At 72.0% G+C, this 20,817-nt stretch carries 15 protein-coding genes and 1 pseudogene; 13 read left to right on the forward strand and 3 right to left on the reverse strand.

The genetic code is table 11. The features are described from left to right. The 5 genes and pseudogenes from ABZ471_RS42105 to ABZ471_RS42125 form a co-directional block, all read left to right on the forward strand. A pseudogene (locus tag ABZ471_RS42105) lies at nt 1-441 on the forward strand (TetR/AcrR family transcriptional regulator); the annotation flags it as partial. Nucleotides 442-3,095: 2,654 nt separating this feature from the next. Then, complete coding sequence (locus ABZ471_RS42110; RefSeq protein WP_359074317.1) at nt 3,096-3,728, forward strand: ScbR family autoregulator-binding transcription factor; 633 nt, start codon at nt 3,096-3,098, stop codon at nt 3,726-3,728. 81 nt (nt 3,729-3,809) lie between these two features. Further along, a complete protein-coding gene (locus ABZ471_RS42115) occupies nt 3,810-4,082 on the forward strand; it encodes an acyl-CoA carboxylase epsilon subunit (RefSeq protein WP_359074319.1) in 273 nt (90 codons plus the stop codon). A gap of 231 nt (nt 4,083-4,313) precedes the next feature. Beyond that, nucleotides 4,314-5,906 carry an acyl-CoA carboxylase subunit beta gene (locus tag ABZ471_RS42120; protein ID WP_359074320.1) on the forward strand — a complete coding sequence of 531 codons (1,593 nt, stop codon included), beginning with the start codon at nt 4,314-4,316 and terminating at the stop codon, nt 5,904-5,906. Between the two features lie 654 nt (nt 5,907-6,560). Beyond that, nucleotides 6,561-7,391, forward strand: a complete 831-nt coding sequence (locus tag ABZ471_RS42125; protein WP_359074337.1) for an AfsR/SARP family transcriptional regulator — start codon at nt 6,561-6,563, stop codon at nt 7,389-7,391. A gap of 1,294 nt (nt 7,392-8,685) precedes the next feature. Here ABZ471_RS42125 and ABZ471_RS42130 read toward each other — a convergent pair. The 3 genes from ABZ471_RS42130 to ABZ471_RS42140 form a co-directional block, all read right to left on the reverse strand. Beyond that, nucleotides 8,686-9,234, reverse strand: coding sequence for a GNAT family N-acetyltransferase (locus ABZ471_RS42130; RefSeq protein WP_359074321.1), 549 nt, complete (start codon nt 9,232-9,234; stop codon nt 8,686-8,688). A 65-nt stretch (nt 9,235-9,299) separates the two neighbouring features. Next, complete coding sequence (locus tag ABZ471_RS42135; RefSeq protein WP_359074323.1) at nt 9,300-10,007, reverse strand: Type 1 glutamine amidotransferase-like domain-containing protein; 708 nt, start codon at nt 10,005-10,007, stop codon at nt 9,300-9,302. Between the two features lie 207 nt (nt 10,008-10,214). Next, entirely contained in the window at nt 10,215-11,036 is an 822-nt protein-coding gene (locus ABZ471_RS42140) for an AfsR/SARP family transcriptional regulator (RefSeq protein ID WP_359074324.1), read from the reverse strand. A 657-nt stretch (nt 11,037-11,693) separates the two neighbouring features. Between ABZ471_RS42140 and ABZ471_RS42145 the strand changes: the two genes are divergently transcribed. The 8 genes from ABZ471_RS42145 to ABZ471_RS42180 all read left to right on the forward strand — a co-directional run bounded on the left by ABZ471_RS42145 (nt 11,694) and on the right by ABZ471_RS42180 (nt 20,619). Beyond that, on the forward strand, nt 11,694-12,851 hold the full coding sequence (locus tag ABZ471_RS42145) for a hypothetical protein (RefSeq protein WP_359074325.1): 1,158 nt from the start codon (nt 11,694-11,696) through the stop codon (nt 12,849-12,851). Nucleotides 12,852-13,452: 601 nt separating this feature from the next. Next, nucleotides 13,453-14,544, forward strand: a complete 1,092-nt coding sequence (locus ABZ471_RS42150; protein WP_359074339.1) for an inositol-3-phosphate synthase — start codon at nt 13,453-13,455, stop codon at nt 14,542-14,544. After that, the gene (locus tag ABZ471_RS42155) at nt 14,541-15,620 is read left to right on the forward strand and encodes an SCO3242 family prenyltransferase (protein WP_359074327.1); all 1,080 of its coding nucleotides are present in this window, start codon (nt 14,541-14,543) and stop codon (nt 15,618-15,620) included. The genes ABZ471_RS42150 and ABZ471_RS42155 overlap by 4 nt, the downstream gene beginning before the upstream one ends. Then, nucleotides 15,617-16,582 carry a sugar phosphate isomerase/epimerase family protein gene (locus tag ABZ471_RS42160; RefSeq protein WP_359074329.1) on the forward strand — a complete coding sequence of 322 codons (966 nt, stop codon included), beginning with the start codon at nt 15,617-15,619 and terminating at the stop codon, nt 16,580-16,582. Before ABZ471_RS42155 ends, ABZ471_RS42160 begins: the two co-directional genes overlap by 4 nt. 16 nt (nt 16,583-16,598) lie before the next feature. Beyond that, nucleotides 16,599-17,219 carry an EboA domain-containing protein gene (locus ABZ471_RS42165; RefSeq protein ID WP_359074331.1) on the forward strand — a complete coding sequence of 207 codons (621 nt, stop codon included), beginning with the start codon at nt 16,599-16,601 and terminating at the stop codon, nt 17,217-17,219. Then, nucleotides 17,219-18,067 carry a TatD family hydrolase gene (locus ABZ471_RS42170; RefSeq protein WP_359074332.1) on the forward strand — a complete coding sequence of 283 codons (849 nt, stop codon included), beginning with the start codon at nt 17,219-17,221 and terminating at the stop codon, nt 18,065-18,067. The genes ABZ471_RS42165 and ABZ471_RS42170 overlap by 1 nt, the downstream gene beginning before the upstream one ends. A 3-nt stretch (nt 18,068-18,070) precedes the next feature. Continuing rightward, nucleotides 18,071-19,240: a metabolite traffic protein EboE gene (eboE, locus tag ABZ471_RS42175; RefSeq protein WP_359074334.1), complete on the forward strand. Its 1,170-nt coding sequence runs from the start codon at nt 18,071-18,073 to the stop codon at nt 19,238-19,240. Further along, nucleotides 19,237-20,619, forward strand: coding sequence for a nucleotide pyrophosphatase/phosphodiesterase family protein (locus tag ABZ471_RS42180; RefSeq protein WP_359074335.1), 1,383 nt, complete (start codon nt 19,237-19,239; stop codon nt 20,617-20,619). The genes eboE and ABZ471_RS42180 overlap by 4 nt, the downstream gene beginning before the upstream one ends. The last annotated feature ends 198 nt before the right edge of the window (nt 20,620-20,817 follow it).

The following is a 20,817-nucleotide window of genomic DNA, read 5'->3' on the forward strand; positions in this document are numbered from 1 at the left end:
GGTGATCCGGTTGTTTCGGGGAGTGTGCGGTTGACGGTGGATCAGGGGGCGCCGTGTGATGGGTTGGATCGGCGGGTGCCGATGAGTGGGTGGATGGAGCACAATGTGGAGCTTCTTGGGAGGGCGAAGGAGAGGGGGGAGTTGTTGCCGCATGTGGATGTGCGGGCGGTGGCGCGGATGTTTGTGGGGGCGTTCACGGGTGTGCAGGTGTTGTCTAAGATCATGACGAATCATGCTGATCTGCCGGAGCGGGTGTCGGATTTGCAGGGGCATCTGATGGCGAGTATTGCGGTGCCGGCGGTGTTGTTACGGCTTGATACGGCTGCTGATCGGGGGGCTCGAGTGCATGCTGCGGCGTTGGAGTTGCGGCAGGCGGACGGGCAGGGTGGGCAGTCGGGTGGGACGGTGTGGGCTGCTGTGGGGGCCACCGTCACCGGCTGACATCCCCACCAGGTCCCACCCCGTCACCGGCTGACATCCCCACCAGGTCCCACCGCGCCGCCGTCTGCATCCGTGTCGGCTGGCCCCCACCGCCGCCGGCATCCGTGTCGGCTGGCTCCGCCGCTGCCGGTATCCGTGTCGGCTGGCTCCGCCGCTGCCGGTATCCGTGTCGGCTGTGGGCTGCGCCCTGCTGCCGCTGGCGTTCTCGTCGGTGTCGGCTGGCCCTGGTTTCGTGGCTGGTGTTCCTGTCGCTGCCAGTTGGACCGGGCTGTTGTGGGGATCCGTGTCGGCCGCGTGTTGTATGCGGACTGCCACTGGCGTCCGTGTCGGCTGCGTGCTGTGCCTGGCTGCCATGGATCCGTGTCGGTTGCGGGCTGTGCCCCGGCCGTCTCTGGGGTCTGTGTCGGTGTCGGCTGGTCCGGGTTTTGTGGCTGGTGTTCGTGTGGTGGCCAGTTGTGCTCGGCTGCTTCTGGGTTCCGTGTCGGTTGCGGGCCGCTGCGGGCGGGTGCTGAGGTCTGCGCCGGTTTCTGGTGCTCGTTGGTGTCTTCGTAGGTGCGGGCTGCCCCTGGCCTTGCGGCTGACGTTGCTTTGGTCGCCAGTTGCACTCGGCCGTCACTGGCATCTGTGTCTGTCGGGGGCTGTACCGGACTGCCAGTGGGGTCTGCGTCGGTGTCGGTTGCCCCTGGTCCCACGGTTGCTGTCCGTTGCTGTTCCTATTGCTGTCAGTTGCACGCGGCTGCTACGGGGATCTGTGTCGGCTGCGGGCCGTGCTCGACTGCTACGGGGTCCGTGACGGTTGCGGGCGGGTGCTGACGTCTTGGCCGTGCGGGCTCGCTGGCGTTCTCGTCGGTGTTGGCTGCCCCTGGCCTCGCGGCTGGTGTTTCTGTCGCTGCCAGTTGTACTCGGCTGTTTCTGGGGTTCGTGTCTGCGGTGGGCTGCGGTGGGCTGCTGTGGGCTGCTGTGGGCCGGTGCTGGCGTCTGTGTCGGTTTCTGGCGCTCGTTGGTGTCGGTGTCTGTGTCGGTGTTGGCTGTGGCTGGTCCTGTGGTTGTGGTTGCTGTCGCTGTGGGCTGTATGCGGGTGCCGCTGGCGTTCTGTCGTGGTTGCGGAGTTCGCTGCTTTCCTTCGCCGGGGGCTTGGCGTCGTGAGTGCCGGACTCGTCTTCGATGGGGGCTCGGGGAGAGTTGAGGGCTACGTCGGCCGGGTGGAAACGATCAAGAGGGTCATGTGCGGGGGGGGCCCGGCTCCTTCGGGTACGTGTCCTTTGTTCAGCTGTGATCCTTGCCTTCTGTGGGGCTGGTGGTCGGAGTTGTCGGCTGATGCGTTGGAGCAGCCTTTCGGAGAACTCCTGCGGGCCGGCGTGGGCAAGGTCGAACTGGTCGAGCCACGACGTGGTGGTGGACCTGCGGATTCGCCCGGAGCCTGCCGGTGCGAACAGATGGCCGCTGCCGTCGCCGGTGAACACCGGGGCAGGCTCTTTCCCTTGGGTCTGCATGGGCCCGTGCTCGCGGACGTGTCGTGCGGCTGTGGAGGCTGGGTGGACGAAGTAGCCGCTGTCGGCGTCGGGTAGGGAGATCTCGTCGATCATCCAGTACATCGTGGTCGGGTCCGGGGGGATCGGGGTCGGTTCCACGAGGGCGTCTGTCGCCTTGTGACTGGCCGGCGTTGCGGGCACGGCCATATTCCTGCCGGGCGGGAAGCCGTGCCGTGCCTCAAAGGGCCGCATCAGTTCGGTGATTGCCGGGTCCGCCTGTTTTCACCGGTCGCGGATCCACTCGGCCTCAAGCCGTTCATCGGCCACGATCGATCTTTTCCGCCTCCGGCGACCCGCGCTCAGCGAGTCCGGGTGAACATACAGGAACGTTCACGCAAGCGCGGTCAGAGCCGAAGGTCGCAGAGCGCCAACACGCTGGGCTGCTCTGGGTGTTGCTGTCGGCGTCGGCTGTTGCCTGGCCGTACGCGGCTGTGCCCGGCTGTATGTGGTCGGTGTGTTCTCGTGGCTGTCGGTTGTGTTGCGGTGTGGCTGAAGGGTTGTCGGGGGTGTGGATGGTCCTGTGTTGTTGCCGGGGGAGGGGGCTTGCCCCGGTCGTTGGGGGCCGGTGTTTGTGGGTTTTGGTGCGGCGGCATTGTGTGTGCACGATCGGGGCCCGGGCGGGGGGCGGTGATGTCGGCGGCCTGCTGCCCCTCTGCCCTTCTGCCCTCTGCCTCCTGCCCCGTGCCTCCTGCCCCGTGTGTCCTGGCTGTGGTGTCGTGGGGGTGGCGGGGTGTGGTGATCGGCGGGGAGGGGTGGCGGTGCTGCAGGTCGGGGGCCTGGTCGTCCCGGTCGGTGCTCTGGTTCTGGCCGGCGGGGGCCGTGATGGTCCCGGCTGCGGGGCGGCGCGTGCCGTGCCGGGGCTGCACCGTGTGCCGGAAGGCGGGCGGGCCGCTCTTGGGTTCGCCTCGCGTGCTCAGCCGGCAGCCGGGGCGGGAAGCCGGGGCTGATAGCCGGGTGGCTGGGTGGGGTTGTGGCTGGGGTCGGTTGTTTTCCGGTGGGCGTGTGGTTTGCTGATGCACACTCGGGTGGGTGTTGGGGTGTGCGGGAGGTGGCCGACCTTTATCTGATAAATATACCACGCGTGCGGTTTGCTGAAGATCGTGACTAGGTGGAGGAGGCGCGATGGTCAAGCAAGAACGGGCGGTGCGGACGCGTCAGGCCCTGATCCGCGCGGCTGCCGAGGCGTTCGCCGCCGATGGGTATGTGGTGGCCTCTCTTTCTGTGATCAGTGGGCGGGCCGGGGTGAGTGCCGGTGCGCTGCATTTTCATTTCGCGGACAAGGATGCGTTGGCCAGTCAGGTGGAGTTGGAGGCGGCTGCGTCGGTGCGGCAGTTGGCGCAGGGGTGTCGTGGTCAGGCGGGTTCTGCGCTGCAGTCGCTGATCCGTACGGCGTTCGGTTTGCTGCTTGCGGTTGATGATCCGGTGGTGCGGGCTGGTTTTCGTCTCAGTGCTGACCCGTCGCGCAAGAGTGAGGCGCACCTGCTGGGCTGGTGGCGTGGTCTGGTGAACGAGTTGGTCGTGAAGGCGAAGGAGGCGGGGGAGCTGGCCGAGGATGTCTCGGTGGACGATGCGGTGACGGCGATCGTCGCGGCCACGGTCGGGTTCGAGGTGATTGCGCTGGTGGATGCGGAGTGGCCCTCGGTCGAGCGTGTGACGCGGTTTTGGTCGCTGGCTCTGTCGTGGCTGGCGGCGGCCCCCGAGCGGGTTCTGGCTCCGGTGGCGCTCGGGGACCAGGTGCACGGCGGCGTCCGCTGAGCCGAGTCTTCTTCCAGCAGGCCCAGAGTTCCTCTTGAGCGCCATGGCGGACGGTTGCCCGAAAGAGGAGGGGGCGCGGGGATGACGGGGACGGTGGGGACGGTGGGGTTGGTGGACTGCGGTGGGGGTGAGGGGGGAGCGGGTCCGGCGGGCGGCGTGCGCGCGGTGCTGCGGCTGGAACGGGGCCGGGCCACCGATGCGGAGCTGGCCGCGGTCACTGTCGTGCTGCTCTCGCTGCTGGCCGCGCGGGGCGGGGAAAGCGGCCGGGTGCGGGGCCCGGGTGTGCCGCGGTGGCGCCCGGAGCGGCCGCCCGCGGCGTACCGCTCCCCGTACCACTGGCGCCGGCACCCGTGACCACTGGCCGGCACCCGTGCCACCGGCCGGTGCGGGTGCAACCCCGCACTGCTGGCCGGTTCCTGTACTGGCCGGTGCCGGTGCCGGTGGTTGAAAGGGGGGGGTGCTGGCCGTGTTGTTGTCGGTGGCTGGTGTGTGTCGGGTCGGTGCTCCTTGTGCGGTCGGCTGTTGGGTGGCCGGCGGTGTGCGGGGTGCTCTGTTTCGGGCTGTATCACGAGGGAGGGACACGCCGTGAGTGTTGTGAATGACATGCCCCGGGCCGTTGGGGAGGGGGCGGCTGCCCGTCAGCGCGCTGCGGAACTGATGGCGGTGCGTGCCAGGGCGCTTGGGGGGCCGGGTGGGAAGGCGACCGGGGTGCAGCATGCCAAGGGCAAGCTGACGGCGCGCGAGCGCATCGAGCTGCTCCTGGACGACGGCTCGTTCCAGGAGGTGGAGCAGTTGCGCCGGCACCGGGCGAGTGGGTTCGGTCTGGAGGCGAAGAGGCCGTACACCGACGGTGTCGTCACCGGCTGGGGCACGGTGGAGGGCCGCACGGTGTTCGTCTACGCCCATGACTTCCGGATCTTCGGCGGTGCGCTGGGCGAGGCCCATGCCACGAAGATCCACAAGATCATGGACATGGCCGTCGCGGCGGGGGCGCCGTTGGTGTCGCTGAACGACGGTGCGGGCGCCCGTATCCAGGAGGGTGTCACCGCCCTCGCGGGCTACGGCGGTATCTTCCGCCGCAACACGGCCGCGTCCGGTGTCATCCCGCAGATCTCCGTGATGCTCGGCCCGTGTGCCGGGGGTGCCGCCTACAGTCCCGCGCTGAGTGACTTCGTGTTCATGGTCCGCGGGACCTCGCAGATGTTCATCACCGGTCCGGACGTGGTCAAGGCGGTGACGGGTGAGGAGATCACCCAGAACGGGCTGGGCGGCGCGGACGTCCACGCGGAGACGTCCGGGGTGTGCCACTTCGCCTACGACGACGAGGAGACCTGCCTGGCCGAGGTCCGCTATCTCCTCTCGCTCCTGCCGCAGAACAACCGCGAGTACCCGCCCAGCGGGCCGACCACCGACCCGCCCGCGCGCCGCTCGCAGGTGCTGCTGGACCTCGTTCCGGCGGACGGCAACCGGCCCTACGACATGGCCGAGGTCATCGAGGAGATCGCCGACGACGGCGAGTACCTGGAGGTCCACGAGCGCTGGGCCCGGAACATCATCTGCGCGCTGGCCCGCCTGGACGGCCGGGTGGTCGGCATCGTCGCCAATCAGCCCCAGGTCCTGGCCGGTGTCCTGGACATCGGGGCCAGTGAGAAAGCCGCCCGCTTCGTGCAGATGTGCGATGCCTTCAACATTCCCCTCGTGACCCTGCTGGACGTCCCCGGCTTCCTGCCGGGCGTCGGCCAGGAACACGGCGGGATCATCCGCCACGGCGCCAAACTGCTCTACGCCTACTGCAACGCCACCGTGCCCCGCATCTCCCTCGTCCTGCGCAAGGCCTACGGCGGCGCCTACATCGTCATGGACTCCCAGTCCATCGGCGCCGACCTCACCTACGCCTGGCCCACCAACGAGATCGCCGTGATGGGCGCCGAAGCCGCCGCGAATGTCATCTTCCGCCGGCAGATCGCCGAGGCCGACGAACCCGACGCGATGCGCGAACGCATGGTCAAGGAATACAAGGCCGAGCTGATGCACCCCTACTACGCGGCCGAACGCGGCCTGGTGGACGACGTCATCGACCCCGCCGCCACCCGCGAGGTACTGATCCGCTCCCTGGCCATGCTGCGCACCAAACATGCCGACCTGCCCTCCCGCAAACACGGCAACCCCCCGCAGTAGCACCCGCGGTGACGTGCGTGATGCCGCGCGCGGCCCCTGCACCGGACGGCGAGGCCGCCCCGGCCCGCATGCCTGCACCCCTGCCCGCCCGCATGCCTGCACCGCTGCCCGCCCGCATGCCTGCCCGCATGCCTGCTCGCCTGCGTCCGCCCGTGCCGCGCGCCCCGCACCGCCCGGCGTGCCTTGACGCCCCGCACCGCCCTGCCCGCCTGCGCCGGCCGCCCCGTGGCCGGCCCGCGCGCCCCGTGCCGGCCCGTGCCGCCGGCCGTGGCCGGATCCATGCCGTGGCGTACGGGACCGTCCGCCCCCTTCCCGCCGGGATCACCTGCGGGGCGGGGGTCTCGCCCTGTTCAGGGGGCCGACCATTCCGGACTTCCGCCGGCGTCTTGTTTTCGCTGCTCCGTGCCCTGCGTGGACGTAACTTCAGACTCACCCTTCGGGTTTGCCCTGGCCGGGACGGGGGCGGACGAGCGGCCGCCTGATATATCGCTGGCCGGATGTCGTCACTCCAGCGGGACAATGGCCGTTCTGTATTGACAAACCGACTGCGCAGTTTTTTTATCTCTTTATTCGAGGGTGGCAGAGTGTCGGACCTCGGCCGGAGAAGCGTCTAGGCCGAGTTCCGGTCTCCGGCTTGGACTCATGGGGGAGATTGTGGACATCGAAGTTCTGGGTGCGCTGTCCGTGCGGGAGAACGGGGTGTCGATCGTGCCGACAGCCCCCAAGCCGAGACAGGTTCTGGCCCTGCTCGCTCTCAACGCCGACCAGGTGGTCCCCGTGACCGCTCTGGTGGAAGAACTGTGGGGAGGCGTGCCGCCACGCAGCGCGCGTACCACCTTGCAGACCTATGTGCTGCAGTTGCGGGAGCTGATCGCCGAGGCGCTCGCGCGCGGCGACGGTGAGCGGCTGACGGCCAAGGACATCCTCGCCACCGTCCCCGGCGGCTACCGGCTGGAGACACGGGCCGGAACCGTCGACTACCGGGAGTTCGAGCGCCGCGCGGGCGCCGGTTACCGGGCCATGGACGCCGAGGACTACACGAGCGCTGCCCGCCTGCTGGCCGATGCGCTCTCGCTGTGGACCGGGCCCGCGCTCACCGACATCCAGGTCGGTATCCGTATCGACATGGAGGCCAGGCGGCTGGAGGAGGCGCGGCTGTGCGCGCTCGACCAGCGCATCGAGGCCGACCTGCGCCTGGGCCGCCACCGTGAGCTGCTGCCGGAACTGACGGTGATGGTCAACCAGTACCGGATGCACGAGAGCGTGCACGGGCAGTTCATGCTGGCCCTGCACCGCTCGGGCCGGCGCGGCGAGGCACTCGACGTCTACCAGCGGCTGCGTACCACGCTCGTCTCCGAGCTGGGCCTGGAGCCGTCCGCCGCGCTCAGTCGCCTGCAGCGCTCGATACTGATGGCCCGCCCCGAGGCCCCGGCGGCAGCGGCCCCCAACGCCGCGGACCGCCGCCGCGTCGCCCGCACGGTCTGACACACCGGCCCCACCGGCCCCCGGCCCCCTCCGGTGCACGGGGGGCCGGGGCAAGCGGACACGGGCCGGCCCGGCAGCCGCCCGGCTGCCGGGCCACAGCCGGGCAAGACCCCCGTAAGGAGCCGCCACCGGCCACCACCACCCACTGGTCCCCGGCCCCCTGACAGGCCGCCAAAAACACACCGCAAACACCGCCCGCACCTGACACCCCCCACACCCCGGTGCGCGCAGACACCGCCGGCCCTCCACCGCCAGAAGAACCCGGCACACGCACCCCTCCCCGGGCACCGGGCGAGCGGACAACACCCGGCAAGCGGCCCCCACGGCCGGCGCCCTGCCGAGCCGGCAGAGCACCCACGCACCCCCGACGCCGGCGGCGCCAGGACGAACCCCGGCAGGCCGCGACACCACCCCGCCCCGGACCAGCCCCCGTACACCAGCGCGGCCGCACCAGCGCGGCCGGCGGTCAACCCGCCGGACCGGTAGCGGAGTTGACCCACCGGGCCGACCTGGAGTTGACCCGCAATGGCCGGCACCGGAGCGGATCCTCCAGGCCCGTACGGCACCTTCCCGCGCCGCCCGGTGCGCCGCCCTCGCTGCGGCACATCTGCCGGGCGCTCCTCGCGGATGGGGGCCCGGTCTGTGTGCCGGTCGGTCTTGTTCCCGGGCCGAACCACGGCATCACCCCCCGGCCTTGCGGCTGCCTTCGCACGCGTGGCGCCGCCCTCGTCCACCGCCAGGTCCGCTGCCGCCCAGAGCACTGCGGCCGGCCGCCCTCGCCTCGACGGCACCCCGCACCGGGAAACGTCAGGCATCCCGCTCACGCCGGTCCGCGAGACCGCCACCGCCCCTGCGCGACCTGCTCCGCGCCCGCGCCGGCCCGCCCCGGCTCTGCCGGTTCCGCCTGTACCGCCTCGTACATCGCCGGCCCGCTGCGCGCCCGTCTGATGCAAGGTCTCCCGGCCGCCCGGCGACTGCGGCTTCGCCCGGGGCTGCGCAGAGCCGAGCAAGGCCACGGCGCGCAAACGCCGTTAGCCCCGCGACCGGCTACGAGAGCCGGCGTCCACCGCCCAGGAGCACCCTGCACCCACCGCCCAGGAGCACCCTGCACTCACCGTCTGCGGGCGCTGTGCACCCACCGTCTGCGGGCGCTCGGCGTCCGCTGTTGAGCCTCACCGTCCACGGGCTCGATCCCGCGCTCCGGCTCCGAGGTGGACGAGCGGCCCCAGCGCTGCCGCGCCGGACCGGCCCGCTGTGCCGCGGGCCGTGACACCCGATCACCGCCCTGCGGGCATCAGACAGACGGCGGGACCGAGAGCCACACGCCCATCCACTGTTCGGCGCCCCACTCCTCGAACCGCTCCGCCTCGGTGAACCCCAACTTCGCCGCGAGGCGCATCGAGCGGTCGTTGGCGGTCTGTGTGTAGAGCGCCACCGGCTCACCGGGAAGCACGTCGGCGAACCAGCCGAGCGCCGCCGCACACGCCTCGGCGGCGTACCCGTGTCCCCACGCCTGCCGCAGCACCAGGTAGCCGAGCTCGACCGCCCCGCTGTCCGGACGGACTTGGCTCCGGTGCTCGGCGTCGCGCCGGTTGAGCTCGATGATGCCGATCATGGCTGCGTCGAGCTCGATCACGAACAGCCCGGGCCGCCGCCCGGGCACCTCAGGCACCGTGCGTTCGAGTTCATCACGCGCTCGAGGGCCACCGAGGTAGGTATGCACCTCTGACGAGGCGAACAGCTCGATGAACACCGCACGGTCCCGGGCCTGGGACTCGCGGAGCACGAGCCGTTCGGTCCGTATCGGGGCGGGTGGCCAGGCGACGGATCCGAGCTCAGTCATGGCGGGCAAACCATCGCGCGCCCGCGCCCCCCAACGTGCCGTTCGCCCAGGCATCACGATCACCGTCATGTCATGTCGGCCTCAGGAAAGGGCACTCCATGGGCGAACTGCTCAAACAGGGTCCAGTGGCCCTCGGAGACAATTTCGACAACGCCGTCGGCCACCTTGATGGCGGTCTGCTCGTCAATCGCGTACGCCGGACCCACGATCTGGGCTGCCCATCGTCGTGCCGCGGCCATGGTGTTGTCCGGGCAGGCCGGATGATCCAGGTGCGGGAAGATCGAAAAATCAACCAGACCCAGCGCGCTGTCGCCGCCGGCGGGAGGCTTCCAGCCCACGAAGTCCTCCCCGACGCGGGGGGTCATCACCAGGCTCCCGGCGCTGAGGCCCACGTAGAGCGTGTCGGGCAGCGACGGCAGGAGTTCAGCCAGCCCCGACTCCCGCATCCAGTGGCACAGGTACAGCGCGTCACCGCCGTTGACCAGCAGGACGTCGGCCTCCCGGACCCAGGAGACCCAGCGCGCTTTCTCGATGCTGGGCAGCGCGGTGAGTTCCAGCACGCCCACCGACTTCCACCCCAGTTCGGTCATGGGGCTGGAGGATCGTCCGCTGATGAATCGCCATGGCCCGCCCGGATCGGCGTCGGGAGCCCCGTACCCGGCGGTGGGGATGCACAGGGCGCTGGACTCGGCGACCGGCTTGCCCAGGAGGTCGACCAGCGCATCGTGGATGCTCGCGTTCTTGATACCGGAGTCGGTGAGGAGAAGCTTCATCAGGTCCTTCCCGAGGCACTGACCGCACGCGGCGACAACCAGCCGTTCACCAACGCGTCACGGTCGCCACCATGTCATGGCTGCAATCAGGAACAGGCACTCACGCCGGGCCGCGCGCCCCCGCCGCGCGCGGCCCCTGCGCCGTCCCTGCGCCGGCGCCTGGCCCCGGGGGCCGCCGCCCCCTGCCCGGTCGGCCGCCCCTGCGTGTCAGGCGGCGTACAGGTCGAACGTGGAGGTGCGGCGCGGGCCCGCGACGATGTCCAGGCGCGGGTCGACCGCGAGCATCGCCTGGTGCATGCGCTGCAGCTGCGGGGAGGGCTCCACACCGAGTTCGTCGATCAGGCGCTGGCGCAGCCGGCGGTAGACGTCGAGCGCGGCGGCCTGCCGGCCCGATCGGTACAGGGCCACCATCGCCTGTGAGTGCAGCCCTTCGTGCTGCGGGTGACGGGCGATCAGATCGGTCAGCTCGGCGATCAGTTCGATGTGCCGGCCCAGCCGCAGCTCGGCGTCGATCCGGCGTTCCTGGGCGACCAGACGGCTCTGCTCCAGCCGCATCACCTCGATCTCCAGGACCGGACCGAGGCGGACGTCGACCAGCGTCGGCCCCTCCCACAGGTCCAGCGCCTCGCGCAGCAGACAGGCCGCGCCGGCGTCCTCGCCGTCCTCGAACGCCTGCCGGCCCTCGGCGACCAGCCGCTCGTAGCGGTAGACGTCGACCGACTCGGCGGGGATCTGCAGCAGATAGCCGCCGTAGCGGGTGGCGAGCACGTCCTTGGCCGAGCCCGGCAGATCCGCTCCCATGGCGGTGCCCAGCATGCGGCGCAGCTGCAGCACGTACGTCTGCAGTGTGGTCAGCGAACTCTGCGGCAGATCGGTGCCCCAGACCTCCTCCATCAGGGTGGGCACCGGCACGACCTGGCCGGGGTAGAGGGCGAGCAGCGCCAGGATCTGGCGGGGCTTGTACGCGGTCGGGACGATCGAGATTCCGTTCACTTCGGCATTCAGCGCACCCAGAACTTTTATATCCATTCTTCCTTCATACCGTTTCCGTGGACGTCGGATCAGAGCGGTGACGAGACTTTATATAGTGTCTTCGGGACCGGACCTTCGTCATTTCCTCGGGTCAGTCGCGAGGGGTTCTGCAGCTTCCGTGCAGATATACACGAGATGGTATCGAGGATTCCTCTAGCGGTCTTCCAGGATGCCTCCCGGCGGAACGCAGGAGTCCACTCGGCAAAACGTCGCCGACGGGCGGTGCGCGCGCGGGCATCTGTTCCTGCCCGGGCCCGCGCCATTACCTTTCCGGGACGCGCAGACGGAACCGGGGAGTTCGGGCCTCCCGTGCGACGACGACCCCCCTCATCAGGGCACTGCCGGCCCGGGCGGCGGCTGCGGATTCCTGCCGGATCTGCCGGGGCATCAGCCGCTCGCCCGTCTGATCCGCTGTCACCGGCACCCGCTGCGGGCCCATTTCCCCCGGCCGGCCGCCGAGCGGACTTGAAAGCCCCTGGAGGAGCGGTCCACGCAGGACTGTGGCCCGCTGGTGGAATCTGCATCCGATATAGCGTGCCGACTAGCATGCCGAAAACTCGTTGAATATTCCGGTGCGCGGACGGCGCGGAGTCCGTCACTAATGCCGCTGCCGGAAACGGATCCCGCTTCCGAATCACTGTCAGGAGGTGCACGTTGTCTCTGGCCGAGCAGTTGACGTACCCGGCTGCCGATCTCGACGAGATCGAATCGTCGGCCCTGTGGATCGCATCGCAGCCGGTCACCCGCGTACGGATCGACTCGCTTGTCTTCGAGGACTCACCCCGCCCGGAAGACCAGGACCAGAACCGGAGCCAGGACCGGGACCGGGGTCAGGGGCAGGACCGGGACCGGGACCGGAGCCAGGACCGGGACCGGGGTCAGGGCCAGGACCGGGACCGGGGCCAGGGGCAGGGGCAGGGGCAGGATCTTGTACGGGGGCTTGCCGGGGGTGGTGACCTGCTGCCTCCCATCACCGTGCACCGCCCCACCCTGCGCGTCCTCGACGGCGCCCACCGGGTTCATGCGGCCCTGCGCAGCGGCCGGACCGAGATCGCCGCGCGGCTGCTGGACTGCGACAAGGCCGCTGCCTTCGTCCTGTCCGCCAGGGCCGGCGCCCCCCACGGCCGGCCGCCCTCGCGTGCCGACCGGGCAGCCGCGGCCGCCCGCATCATCCGCCTCCACCCGCACTGGTCCAACCGTGCGGTCGCCGCCGCCACCGGGATCTCCGACAAGACCGTCTCCCGTATCCGCGCGCAGTCATCCACCGCACACACCGCCCAGTCCACCACCCGGCTCGGCCGGGACGGCCGGCTGCGCCCCCTGGACAGCGCCCAGCTGCGCCGCCGCGCCGCCGCGATCTTCCTGGACCGGCCCGACGCCGGGCTGCGCGAGGTCGCCCGCGCCACCGGACTCTCCCCGGCCACGGTGCGCGACGTGCGCCAGCGCATCGACCGCGGCGAGGACCCCGTCCCGGGCCGCTACCGCACCGCCCAAGACACCCCGTACATCCCGTACACCCCCGCCGCCGGCCGGCAGCGCACCCCCGCCGCCGCCCGCACCGAACGCGGGGCCCACCCGGTGGACCGCAGCAAACTCCTCGCCAAACTCAGCGAGGACCCCTCGCTGCGGCTCAACGAAGCCGGCCGGCGCGCCCTGCGCTGGCTGCACCACTACTCCGTCGACAACAACAGCATCGACACCCTCGAACGCGGACTGCCCTGCCACTGGGCCCCCGACGTCGCCGACCTGGCCCGCAGCTGCGCAGCCGCCTGGAACGAACTGGCCGCACAACTGCACCGGCGCACCGAATAACCCCCCTCCGCATCCCCCCTCCGCATCCCCTCCCTCCGTAACCCCTCCCTCCGTAACTCCTCGTCCGTAACCCCTTTTCCTGTACGGCCCGCGCGGGGCCCATCAGGCGCCGGGGCGCGGGCAGCTGCCGGCCGCCGATCACAGCGTCACCGCCTTTGCCGCCCGCAGCAGATCAGGAACCGCACGCACACCGCAGCAGCGCCGCCCCCCCTTTTTTGCCCGCCCCGCAAACACCTCCAGCCCCCTCCGACGCCCAGCCCGCCAGCGACCCGCCCACTGCACGCCCCGTTCATCGCCCCGTCCTGCCGCCCGCGGGCCGGCGGCGGGGCCCGCCCGGCCCGCCGGCCCGCCCGTTCCGTCACCGTCTGCCCAGGGGGCCGCCGGTGACGGTGACGGCGGGTCCGGATCCCGGGCCACCCCCCGGCACCTTTTGCCCCCGGCTTGTCAGAACCGAAAACCCCTTTTCAGGAGGCCTTCCGTGTCCGAGCATGCCAAGACACCCGGTGCCCGCAGCGGACCCGCCGACGGACCCGCCGACGGACCCGGCAGCGGACCCGGCAGCGGACCCGGCAGCGAGCCGGGCGGCGGGCCTGGCACGGGTGTGTGGTTCATCGGGGCCCGCGGCTCCGTCGCCACGACCGCGATCGCCGGGTGCGCCGCGCTCGCCGCGCAGCTCCATCCGCCCACGGGCATGGTCACCGAGACCGAGGCCTTCACGGCCGCCGGCCTGCCCGCCCTGTCCCGCCTCGTCTTCGGCGGCCACGACACCGTCGACTGGCCGCTGCCCAAACGCGCCGAGGCACTCGCCGACGGGGGTGTCCTGCCCAGCGGGCTGGCCCGGGCGGTCCACGGTGAACTCGCCGCCGCCGACCGCGAGATCCGCACCGGCGGACCGCTGCCCGGCGACCGGCGCACCGACCAGGAACTGATCGCGGCCTTCGCCGCCGACATCGCGGACTTCACCCGCCGCACCCAGGTGGCCCGCACCGTGGTGGTCAACGTCGCCTCCACCGAACCCGCCCCCGCCGCGGACGACACCCGGCTGCCCGCCAGCTCGCTGTATGCCGCGGCCGCCCTGCGCGCGGGCTGCGCCTATGTGAACTTCACCCCCTCGACGGGGCTGCGGCACCCGGCCCTTGAGGAGCTGACCCGCACCGCCTCGGTGCCGTATGCGGGCCGGGACGGAAAGACCGGGCAGACCCTGCTGCGGGCGGTGCTCGCCCCCATGTTCCGCCAGCGGGCCCTTGACGTGCGGGCCTGGTCCGGCACCAACCTGCTCGGCGGCGGCGACGGCGCGGCGCTCGCCGACGCCGCCACCGCCGCGGCGAAGAACGCGGGCAAGAACCGGGTCCTTCAGGACAACCTCGGCGCTCTGCCCGAGGGCGAGGTCCACATCGACGACGTCCCCGCGCTCGGCGAGTGGAAGACCGCCTGGGACCACGTGGCCTTCGAGGGCTTCCTCGGCTCGCGGATGATCCTGCAGACCATCTGGCAGGGCTGCGACTCGGCCCTGGCCGCCCCCCTCGTCCTGGACCTGGCCCGCCTGGCCGCCCGCGCCCACCAGGCGGGCATCACCGGGAGCCTCACCGAGCTGGGCTTCTACTTCAAGGACCCCGACGGCGGCTCCTCGGCCCTGGCCGAACAGTACGACGCCCTGACCGGCTTCGCCGCGCGACTGGCCGCCTCCCGGTGAGCCAACTGCGCGACTGGGCCGAACTCCTGCGCGTCTCCGCCCTGTTCACCGTCCCCGGCGACCACCTGGCCGGAGCCGCGGCCGGCGGGCTGCGCCCGGGAGCGCGCACCGCCCTCGCCGCCGGCGCCTCCCTGTGCCTGTACGAGGCGGGCATGGCCCTGAACGACTGGGCGGACCGCGAGGAGGACGCCGCCGAGCGCCCGCACCGCCCCCTGCCCTCGGGCCGTATCAGCCCCGCCCAGGCACTGACGGCAGCGGCCGGCCTGACCGCCGCCGGACTGGGCCTGGCCCGGGCCGCGGGCCGCCCCGCCGCCCTCGTCGCCACCGCACTCGCCGGCACCGTCTGGGCCTACGACCTCAAGCTCAAGCACACCCCGGCCGGCCCGGCGGCGATGGCCGCGGCCCGCGGCCTGGACCTGCTCCTGGGCGCCGTGGCCACCGCCGACTCCGCTGCCCTGCAGCGGCATCGGGCAACGAAGAGGGCCACCGCGCAGGCGGTGCGCCGTGCGCTGCCGGCCGCCGCCGCGCTCGCCGCCCACACCTATGCGGTCACCACCGTCTCCCGCGCCGAGACCCAGGGCTCCTCACCCGCCCGGCCGCTCGCCGCGCTCGCCGCGACCGCCGCCCTCGGCGCGCTGATGGGCACCCGGCCCAGCGCCGGCCCGCCCGCCCGCAACGACAACAGCAGGCCCCCGCAGGACACACCCGCCGCACCCCGAGGCGGCAGCCCGCTTCAGGGCACACCGGCCCCACCCCGAAACGACGGCAGCAGACTGCCCCACTCACCCCACTCGCCCTACTCACTCCCATCGCCCTGCTCGCTGCGTTCACCCCGCCGCCTTGCCCAGGCCGCGCTCGCCGGCGCCTACGTGGCCACCGCCGCCAAACCGCTGTGGCACGCCACGCTCAACCCGTCGCCGCCGCTGACCCAGCGGGCCGTCGGCGGCGGCATCCGCGCGATGATCCCGCTCCAGGCCACCCTCGCCGCGCGTTGCGGCGCGCTCGGCTCCGCCGCGCTGCTGAGCGCACTCGTGCCCGTGGCCCGCCGCCTGGCCCGGAAGGTGAGCCCCACATGAGCATCCGCCTCGGCTACGGCACCAACGGCCTGACCGACCTGCGTCTCGACGACGCCCTCGGTGTCCTGGCCGACCTCGGCTACGACGGCGTCGGCCTGACTCTGGATCACATGCACCTCGATCCGCTCGGCCCGGGACTTGCCGGCCGCGTCGCCGCCGTGGCCGGCCGGCTCGGTGCGCTCGGCCTCGGCGTCACCGTCGAGACCGGCGCCCGCTACGTCCTCGATGCCCGCCGCAAGCACGGGCCCACCCTGCTCGACGCGGATCCCGCGGCGCGGGCCAGGCGTACCGGGCTGCTGGTCACCGCGGTCAAGGTGGCGGCGGACCTCGGGGCCCACGCCGTGCACTGCTTCAGCGGCATCCCGCCCGCCCACACCGGCCAGGAGGCTGCCTGGGACCGGCTCGGCGCCTCCCTCGGCCCCGTCCTCGACGCCGCCGAGCAGGCCGGCATCCCGCTCGCCGTCGAACCGGAGCCCGGTCACCTGCTCGAGTCGCTCGCCGACTTCCACCGGCTGCGCGCCCGGCTCGGCGACCACCCGATGCTGGGCCTGACCCTGGACATCGGCCACTGCCAGTGCCTGGAACCGCTGCCGCCGGCCGACTGCGTCCTTGCGGCCGGTCCCTGGCTGCGGCACGTGCAGATCGAGGACATGCGGCGCGGAGTCCACGAGCACCTGCCCTTGGGTGACGGCGAGATCGACTTCCCGCCCGTACTCGCCGCCCTCGCAGCCACCGGCTACCAGGGGCTGACCGTGGTCGAACTGCCCCGCCACTCGCACGCCGGGCCCGAACTCGCCGCCACCTCGATCGCGTTCCTGCGCCACCAGCTCACCGCGGCCAGCCCCAAGACACCCGGCCAGACACCCGGCCAGACACCCGGCCAGACACCCGGCCGGTCCGGCCGGTCCGGCCGCCCGGCGGCCGGACCCACCGCACCGGCCCGCCCGGCACCGTCCCGTTAAGGAACCAGGAATCCCGATGCTGATCACCCGAGAGGACCTGCTGGCCCGCCTCAGCCCGGAGGGCGCCGCCTGGCTGGACGCTGCGCTCGCCGACGCCCGCGAGGCCGTCCACGCCCGGCCGGGCGCCCCGCGGCGCGGGGGAGTACCGGCGTGGGAGCTGCGGTTCGCCGCGGCCGGCCGCCAGTGCGGTTTCCCGGAGGCGGCGGAGGCGGCCCGGGTGCTCCTGCTGCACACGGCCCGCCCCGACGCGGCCACCGTGACCCGCCTCTACCAGCGCGGGACCGGCGCCGAACGCCGTGCCGTGCTGCTCGCCCTGCCCCACCTGACGCTCACCCCCGACCAGGGCGTGCCGCTTGTCGAGGACGCGCTGCGCACCAACGACACCCACCTCGTCGCCGCGGCCGCCGGACCCTACGCCGCCCGGCACCTGGACGCCCACGCCTGGCGCCACGCGGTCCTCAAGTGCCTGTTCACCCAGGTGCCGCTGGCCGCCGTCGCCGGCCTGGCCCGCCGGGCCCGCGGGGACGGGGAACTCGCCCGCATGCTCACGGACTTCGCCGCCGAACGCACGGCCGCCGACCGGCCCGTCCCCGAGGACCTGAGCCACGTACTGGCCCTGACCGCGAAGGAAGCCTGATGCGCATCTTCGACCCGCACATCCACATGACCTCGCGCACCACCGACGACTACCGGGCGATGCACGCGGCAGGGGTACGCGCACTGGTCGAACCCTCCTTCTGGCTGGGCCAGCCGCGCACCTCGCCGCAGAGTTTCTTCGACTACTTCGACGCACTGCTGGGCTGGGAGCCGTTTCGGGCCGCCCAGTACGAGATCGCGCACCACTGCACCATCGCCCTCAACCCCAAGGAGGCCAACGACCCGCGCTGTGTGCCCGTCCTGGACGAACTGCCCCGCTACCTGGTCAAGGACGGCGTCGTCGCGGTCGGTGAGATCGGCTACGACTCGATGACACCGGCCGAGGACACCGCACTGGCCGCGCAGCTCGAACTCGCCGCCCGCCACCGCCTTCCCGCCCTGGTGCACACCCCGCACCGCGACAAACTCGCCGGCCTGCGCCGCACCCTGGACGTGGTGGCCGAGTCCGAGCTGCCCGTAGGCCACGTCCTGGTCGACCATCTCAACGAGACCACCGTCCGCGTGGCCAAGGACTCCGGCGCCTGGCTCGGCTTCTCCGTCTACCCGGACACCAAGATGGACGAGCACCGCATGGTCGCCGTCCTCAAGGAGTACGGAAGCGAGCGCGTCCTGGTCAACTCCGCCGCCGACTGGGGCAACAGCGACCCCCTCAAGACCCGCAAGGTCGGCGAGGCGATGCTGGCCGCGGGCTTCAGCACCGACGACGTGGACCGGGTGCTGTGGCAAAACCCCGTCGCCTTCTACGGGCAAAGCGGCCGGCTCACCCTTGAGACCGTCAAGCCCCAGGCGCTGCACGAGGGCAACTCCCTTGCCCGCGGGGGAGAGTGAACCGTGCGCTTCGAGCACCCCGACGGCTCGACCGTCCACCTCGCCTACTGCACCAACGTCCACCCCGCCGAGACCTACGACGGTGTCCTGGCCCAGCTGCGCGAGCACTGCGAACCCGTCCGCCGCCGCCTGGGCACCGAGCGCCTGGGCATCGGACTGTGGCTGGCCCGCGACGCGGTGAGCGCCCTGAGCACCGAGGCGGGCCGCGTGCAGCAGCTGCGCACCGAACTGGAGCGGTGCGGCCTGGAAGTGGTCACCCTCAACGGCTTCCCCTACCAGGGCTTCGGCGCCGACGAGGTCAAGTACCGCGTGTACCGGCCCGACTGGAGCGAGCCGGAACGCCTGACCTACACCACCGACCTGGCCCGCCTGCTCGCCCGCCTGCTCCCCGACGACGTCACCGAGGGCACCATCTCCACCCTGCCGCTGGCCTGGCGCACCGGCTTCGACGAGAGGGCGGCCCGCACGGCGCACACGCAGCTGAGCGAACTGGCCCGCCGCCTTGACGACCTTGAGGCCACCACCGGGCGCTCGATCCGCATCGCCCTGGAACCCGAACCCGGCTGCGCGGTGGAGACCACCGCCGACGCACACGCCCCGCTCGCCGCCCTGCCCGGCCACCGCATCGGCCTGTGCCTGGACACCTGCCACCTCGCGACCAGCTTCGAGGAACCCGGGGCGGCCCTGGCCGCCCTGGAAGAGGCCGGCATCACCGTGCCCAAGGTGCAGCTCTCCGCCGCCCTGCACGCCGGCGACCCGAGCGATACGGCCGTGCGCACGGCGCTCGCCGCCTTCGACGAACCCCGCTTCCTGCACCAGACCCGGGCCCGGACCGGCCAGAGGCTGCACGGCTGCGACGACCTCGGCCAGGCACTGGCCGGCCCCGCCCTGCCGGACACCGTGCCCTGGCGCGCCCACTTCCACGTCCCCCTGCACGCCCCGCCCGCCCGGCCGCTGACCTCCACCCTCGACGTGCTGCGCGACACCCTCGCCGCGCTCCTTGACCGCCCGCACCCCCTCACCCGGCACCTGGAGGTCGAGACCTACACCTGGCAGGCCCTGCCCCCCGCCCAACGCCCGGCCACCGACGCCCAGCTCGCCGACGGCATCGCCGCCGAACTCACCCTCGCCCGCGAGCTGCTGACCGACCTCGGACTCAAGGAGCAGCCGTGACCCCCACCCCCACGCCCCTGCTCGTCCTGGACGTGGTGGGCCTGACCCCCACGCTCCTCGACCACATGCCCCGTCTGGGGGCCCTGGCCGCATCCGGCTCCCGGGCCGGCCTGACCACCGTGCTGCCCGCCGTCACCTGCACCGCCCAGTCCACCTTCCTGACCGGCACCCTGCCCGCCGAGCACGGCATCGTCGGCAACGGCTGGTACTTCCGCGACCTCGGCGACGTCCTGCTGTGGCGTCAGCACAGCGGCCTGGTCGCCGGGGACAAGGTGTGGGAAGCGGCCCGCCGTGCCCACCCCGGCTACACCGTCGCCAACGTCTGCTGGTGGTACGCGATGGGCGCGGACACCGACTACACCGTCACCCCGCGCCCCGTCTACTACGCCGACGGCCGCAAGGAACCCGACTGCTACACCCGCCCGCCCGCCCTCCACGACGAACTCACCGCGAAGTTCGGCACGTTCCCGCTGTTCAGCTTCTGGGGACCCACCGCCGACCTGACCTCCAGCCAGTGGATCATCGACGCCACCCGCCACCTCAACCGCACCCGCCACCCCGACCTGACCCTGTGCTACGTGCCGCACCTCGACTACGACCTGCAGCGCTTCGGCCCCCGCGATCCGCGCTCGCTGAAGGCCGCCGCCGACCTGGACGCGGCACTCGCCCCGCTGCTGGAGGAGGCCGCCGCCGAGGACCGCACCGTCGTCGTCCTGTCCGAGTACGGCATCACCCCCGTCAGCAGGCCCGTCGACATCAACCGGGCGCTGCGCCGCGCCGGATACCTCCAGGTGCACACCCAGGTGGGCATGGAGTACCTGGACACCATGGCCTCGCGTGCCTTCGCGGTCGCCGACCACCAGCTCGCGCACGTGTACGTGCGCCGCAGCGAGGACCTGCCCGGTGTGCGGGAGGTCCTTCAGGGCCTCGACGGCGTCGGTGAACTCCTTGACGACGAGGGCAAGAAGGAGTACGGCCTGGACCATCCGCGCTCCGGCGAACTGGTCGCCGTCGCGGAACCGGACGCCTGGTTCACGTACTACTACTGGCTCGACGACGCCCGCGCCCCCGACTTCGCGCAGCTCGTGGAGATCCACCGCAAGCCCGGATACGACCCCGCCGAACTGTTCATGGACCCCCTCGACCCCTACGTCAAGGTGAAGGCGGCCACCGCGCTGGCCCGCAAGAAGCTCGGCATGCGCTACCGGATGGCCGTCGTCCCGCTGGATCCCGCCCCGGTCCGCGGCAGCCACGGCAGGCTCCCCGACCGTCCCGAGGACGGACCCGTCCTGCTGTGCTCACGCCCCGGCGAGGTTTCCGGCACCCTCGCCGCCACCGAGGTCAAGTCGCTGCTGCTGCACCTGGCCGGGCTCGGCTGACCGGGCTGGAGCCCAGGCCTTGTGAGGACCGGCGGCCGCGCCCACCGCGGCCGAGAGGATCCCGAACGCGGTAGGCGCGGCCGGACGCCTGCCGGCGGTGCTCCTTCACCGGGCACCTGCGAGGATGCCCCGGCCTTCAGGTCGGGGAGGAATCGGATTCCTGCGGAGCAGGGCAGAGGCAGCCGGATCGCCGCCAGG

Source organism: Streptomyces sp. NPDC005728, assembly GCF_040630895.1.
GTDB lineage: Bacteria > Actinomycetota > Actinomycetes > Streptomycetales > Streptomycetaceae > Streptomyces.

Bases quoted from the DNA above. Each gene is read 5' to 3' on its own strand.
- ABZ471_RS42110 (WP_359074317.1), top strand. From the start codon at position 3,096: ATGGTCAAGCAAGAACGGGCGGTGCGGACGCGTCAGGCCCTGATCCGC.
- ABZ471_RS42115 (WP_359074319.1), top strand. From the start codon at position 3,810: ATGACGGGGACGGTGGGGACGGTGGGGTTGGTGGACTGCGGTGGGGGT.
- ABZ471_RS42130 (WP_359074321.1), bottom strand. From the start codon at position 9,234: ATGACTGAGCTCGGATCCGTCGCCTGGCCACCCGCCCCGATACGGACC.
- ABZ471_RS42135 (WP_359074323.1), bottom strand. From the start codon at position 10,007: ATGAAGCTTCTCCTCACCGACTCCGGTATCAAGAACGCGAGCATCCAC.
- ABZ471_RS42140 (WP_359074324.1), bottom strand. From the start codon at position 11,036: ATGGATATAAAAGTTCTGGGTGCGCTGAATGCCGAAGTGAACGGAATC.
- ABZ471_RS42160 (WP_359074329.1), top strand. From the start codon at position 15,617: ATGAGCATCCGCCTCGGCTACGGCACCAACGGCCTGACCGACCTGCGT.
- ABZ471_RS42165 (WP_359074331.1), top strand. From the start codon at position 16,599: ATGCTGATCACCCGAGAGGACCTGCTGGCCCGCCTCAGCCCGGAGGGC.
- ABZ471_RS42170 (WP_359074332.1), top strand. From the start codon at position 17,219: ATGCGCATCTTCGACCCGCACATCCACATGACCTCGCGCACCACCGAC.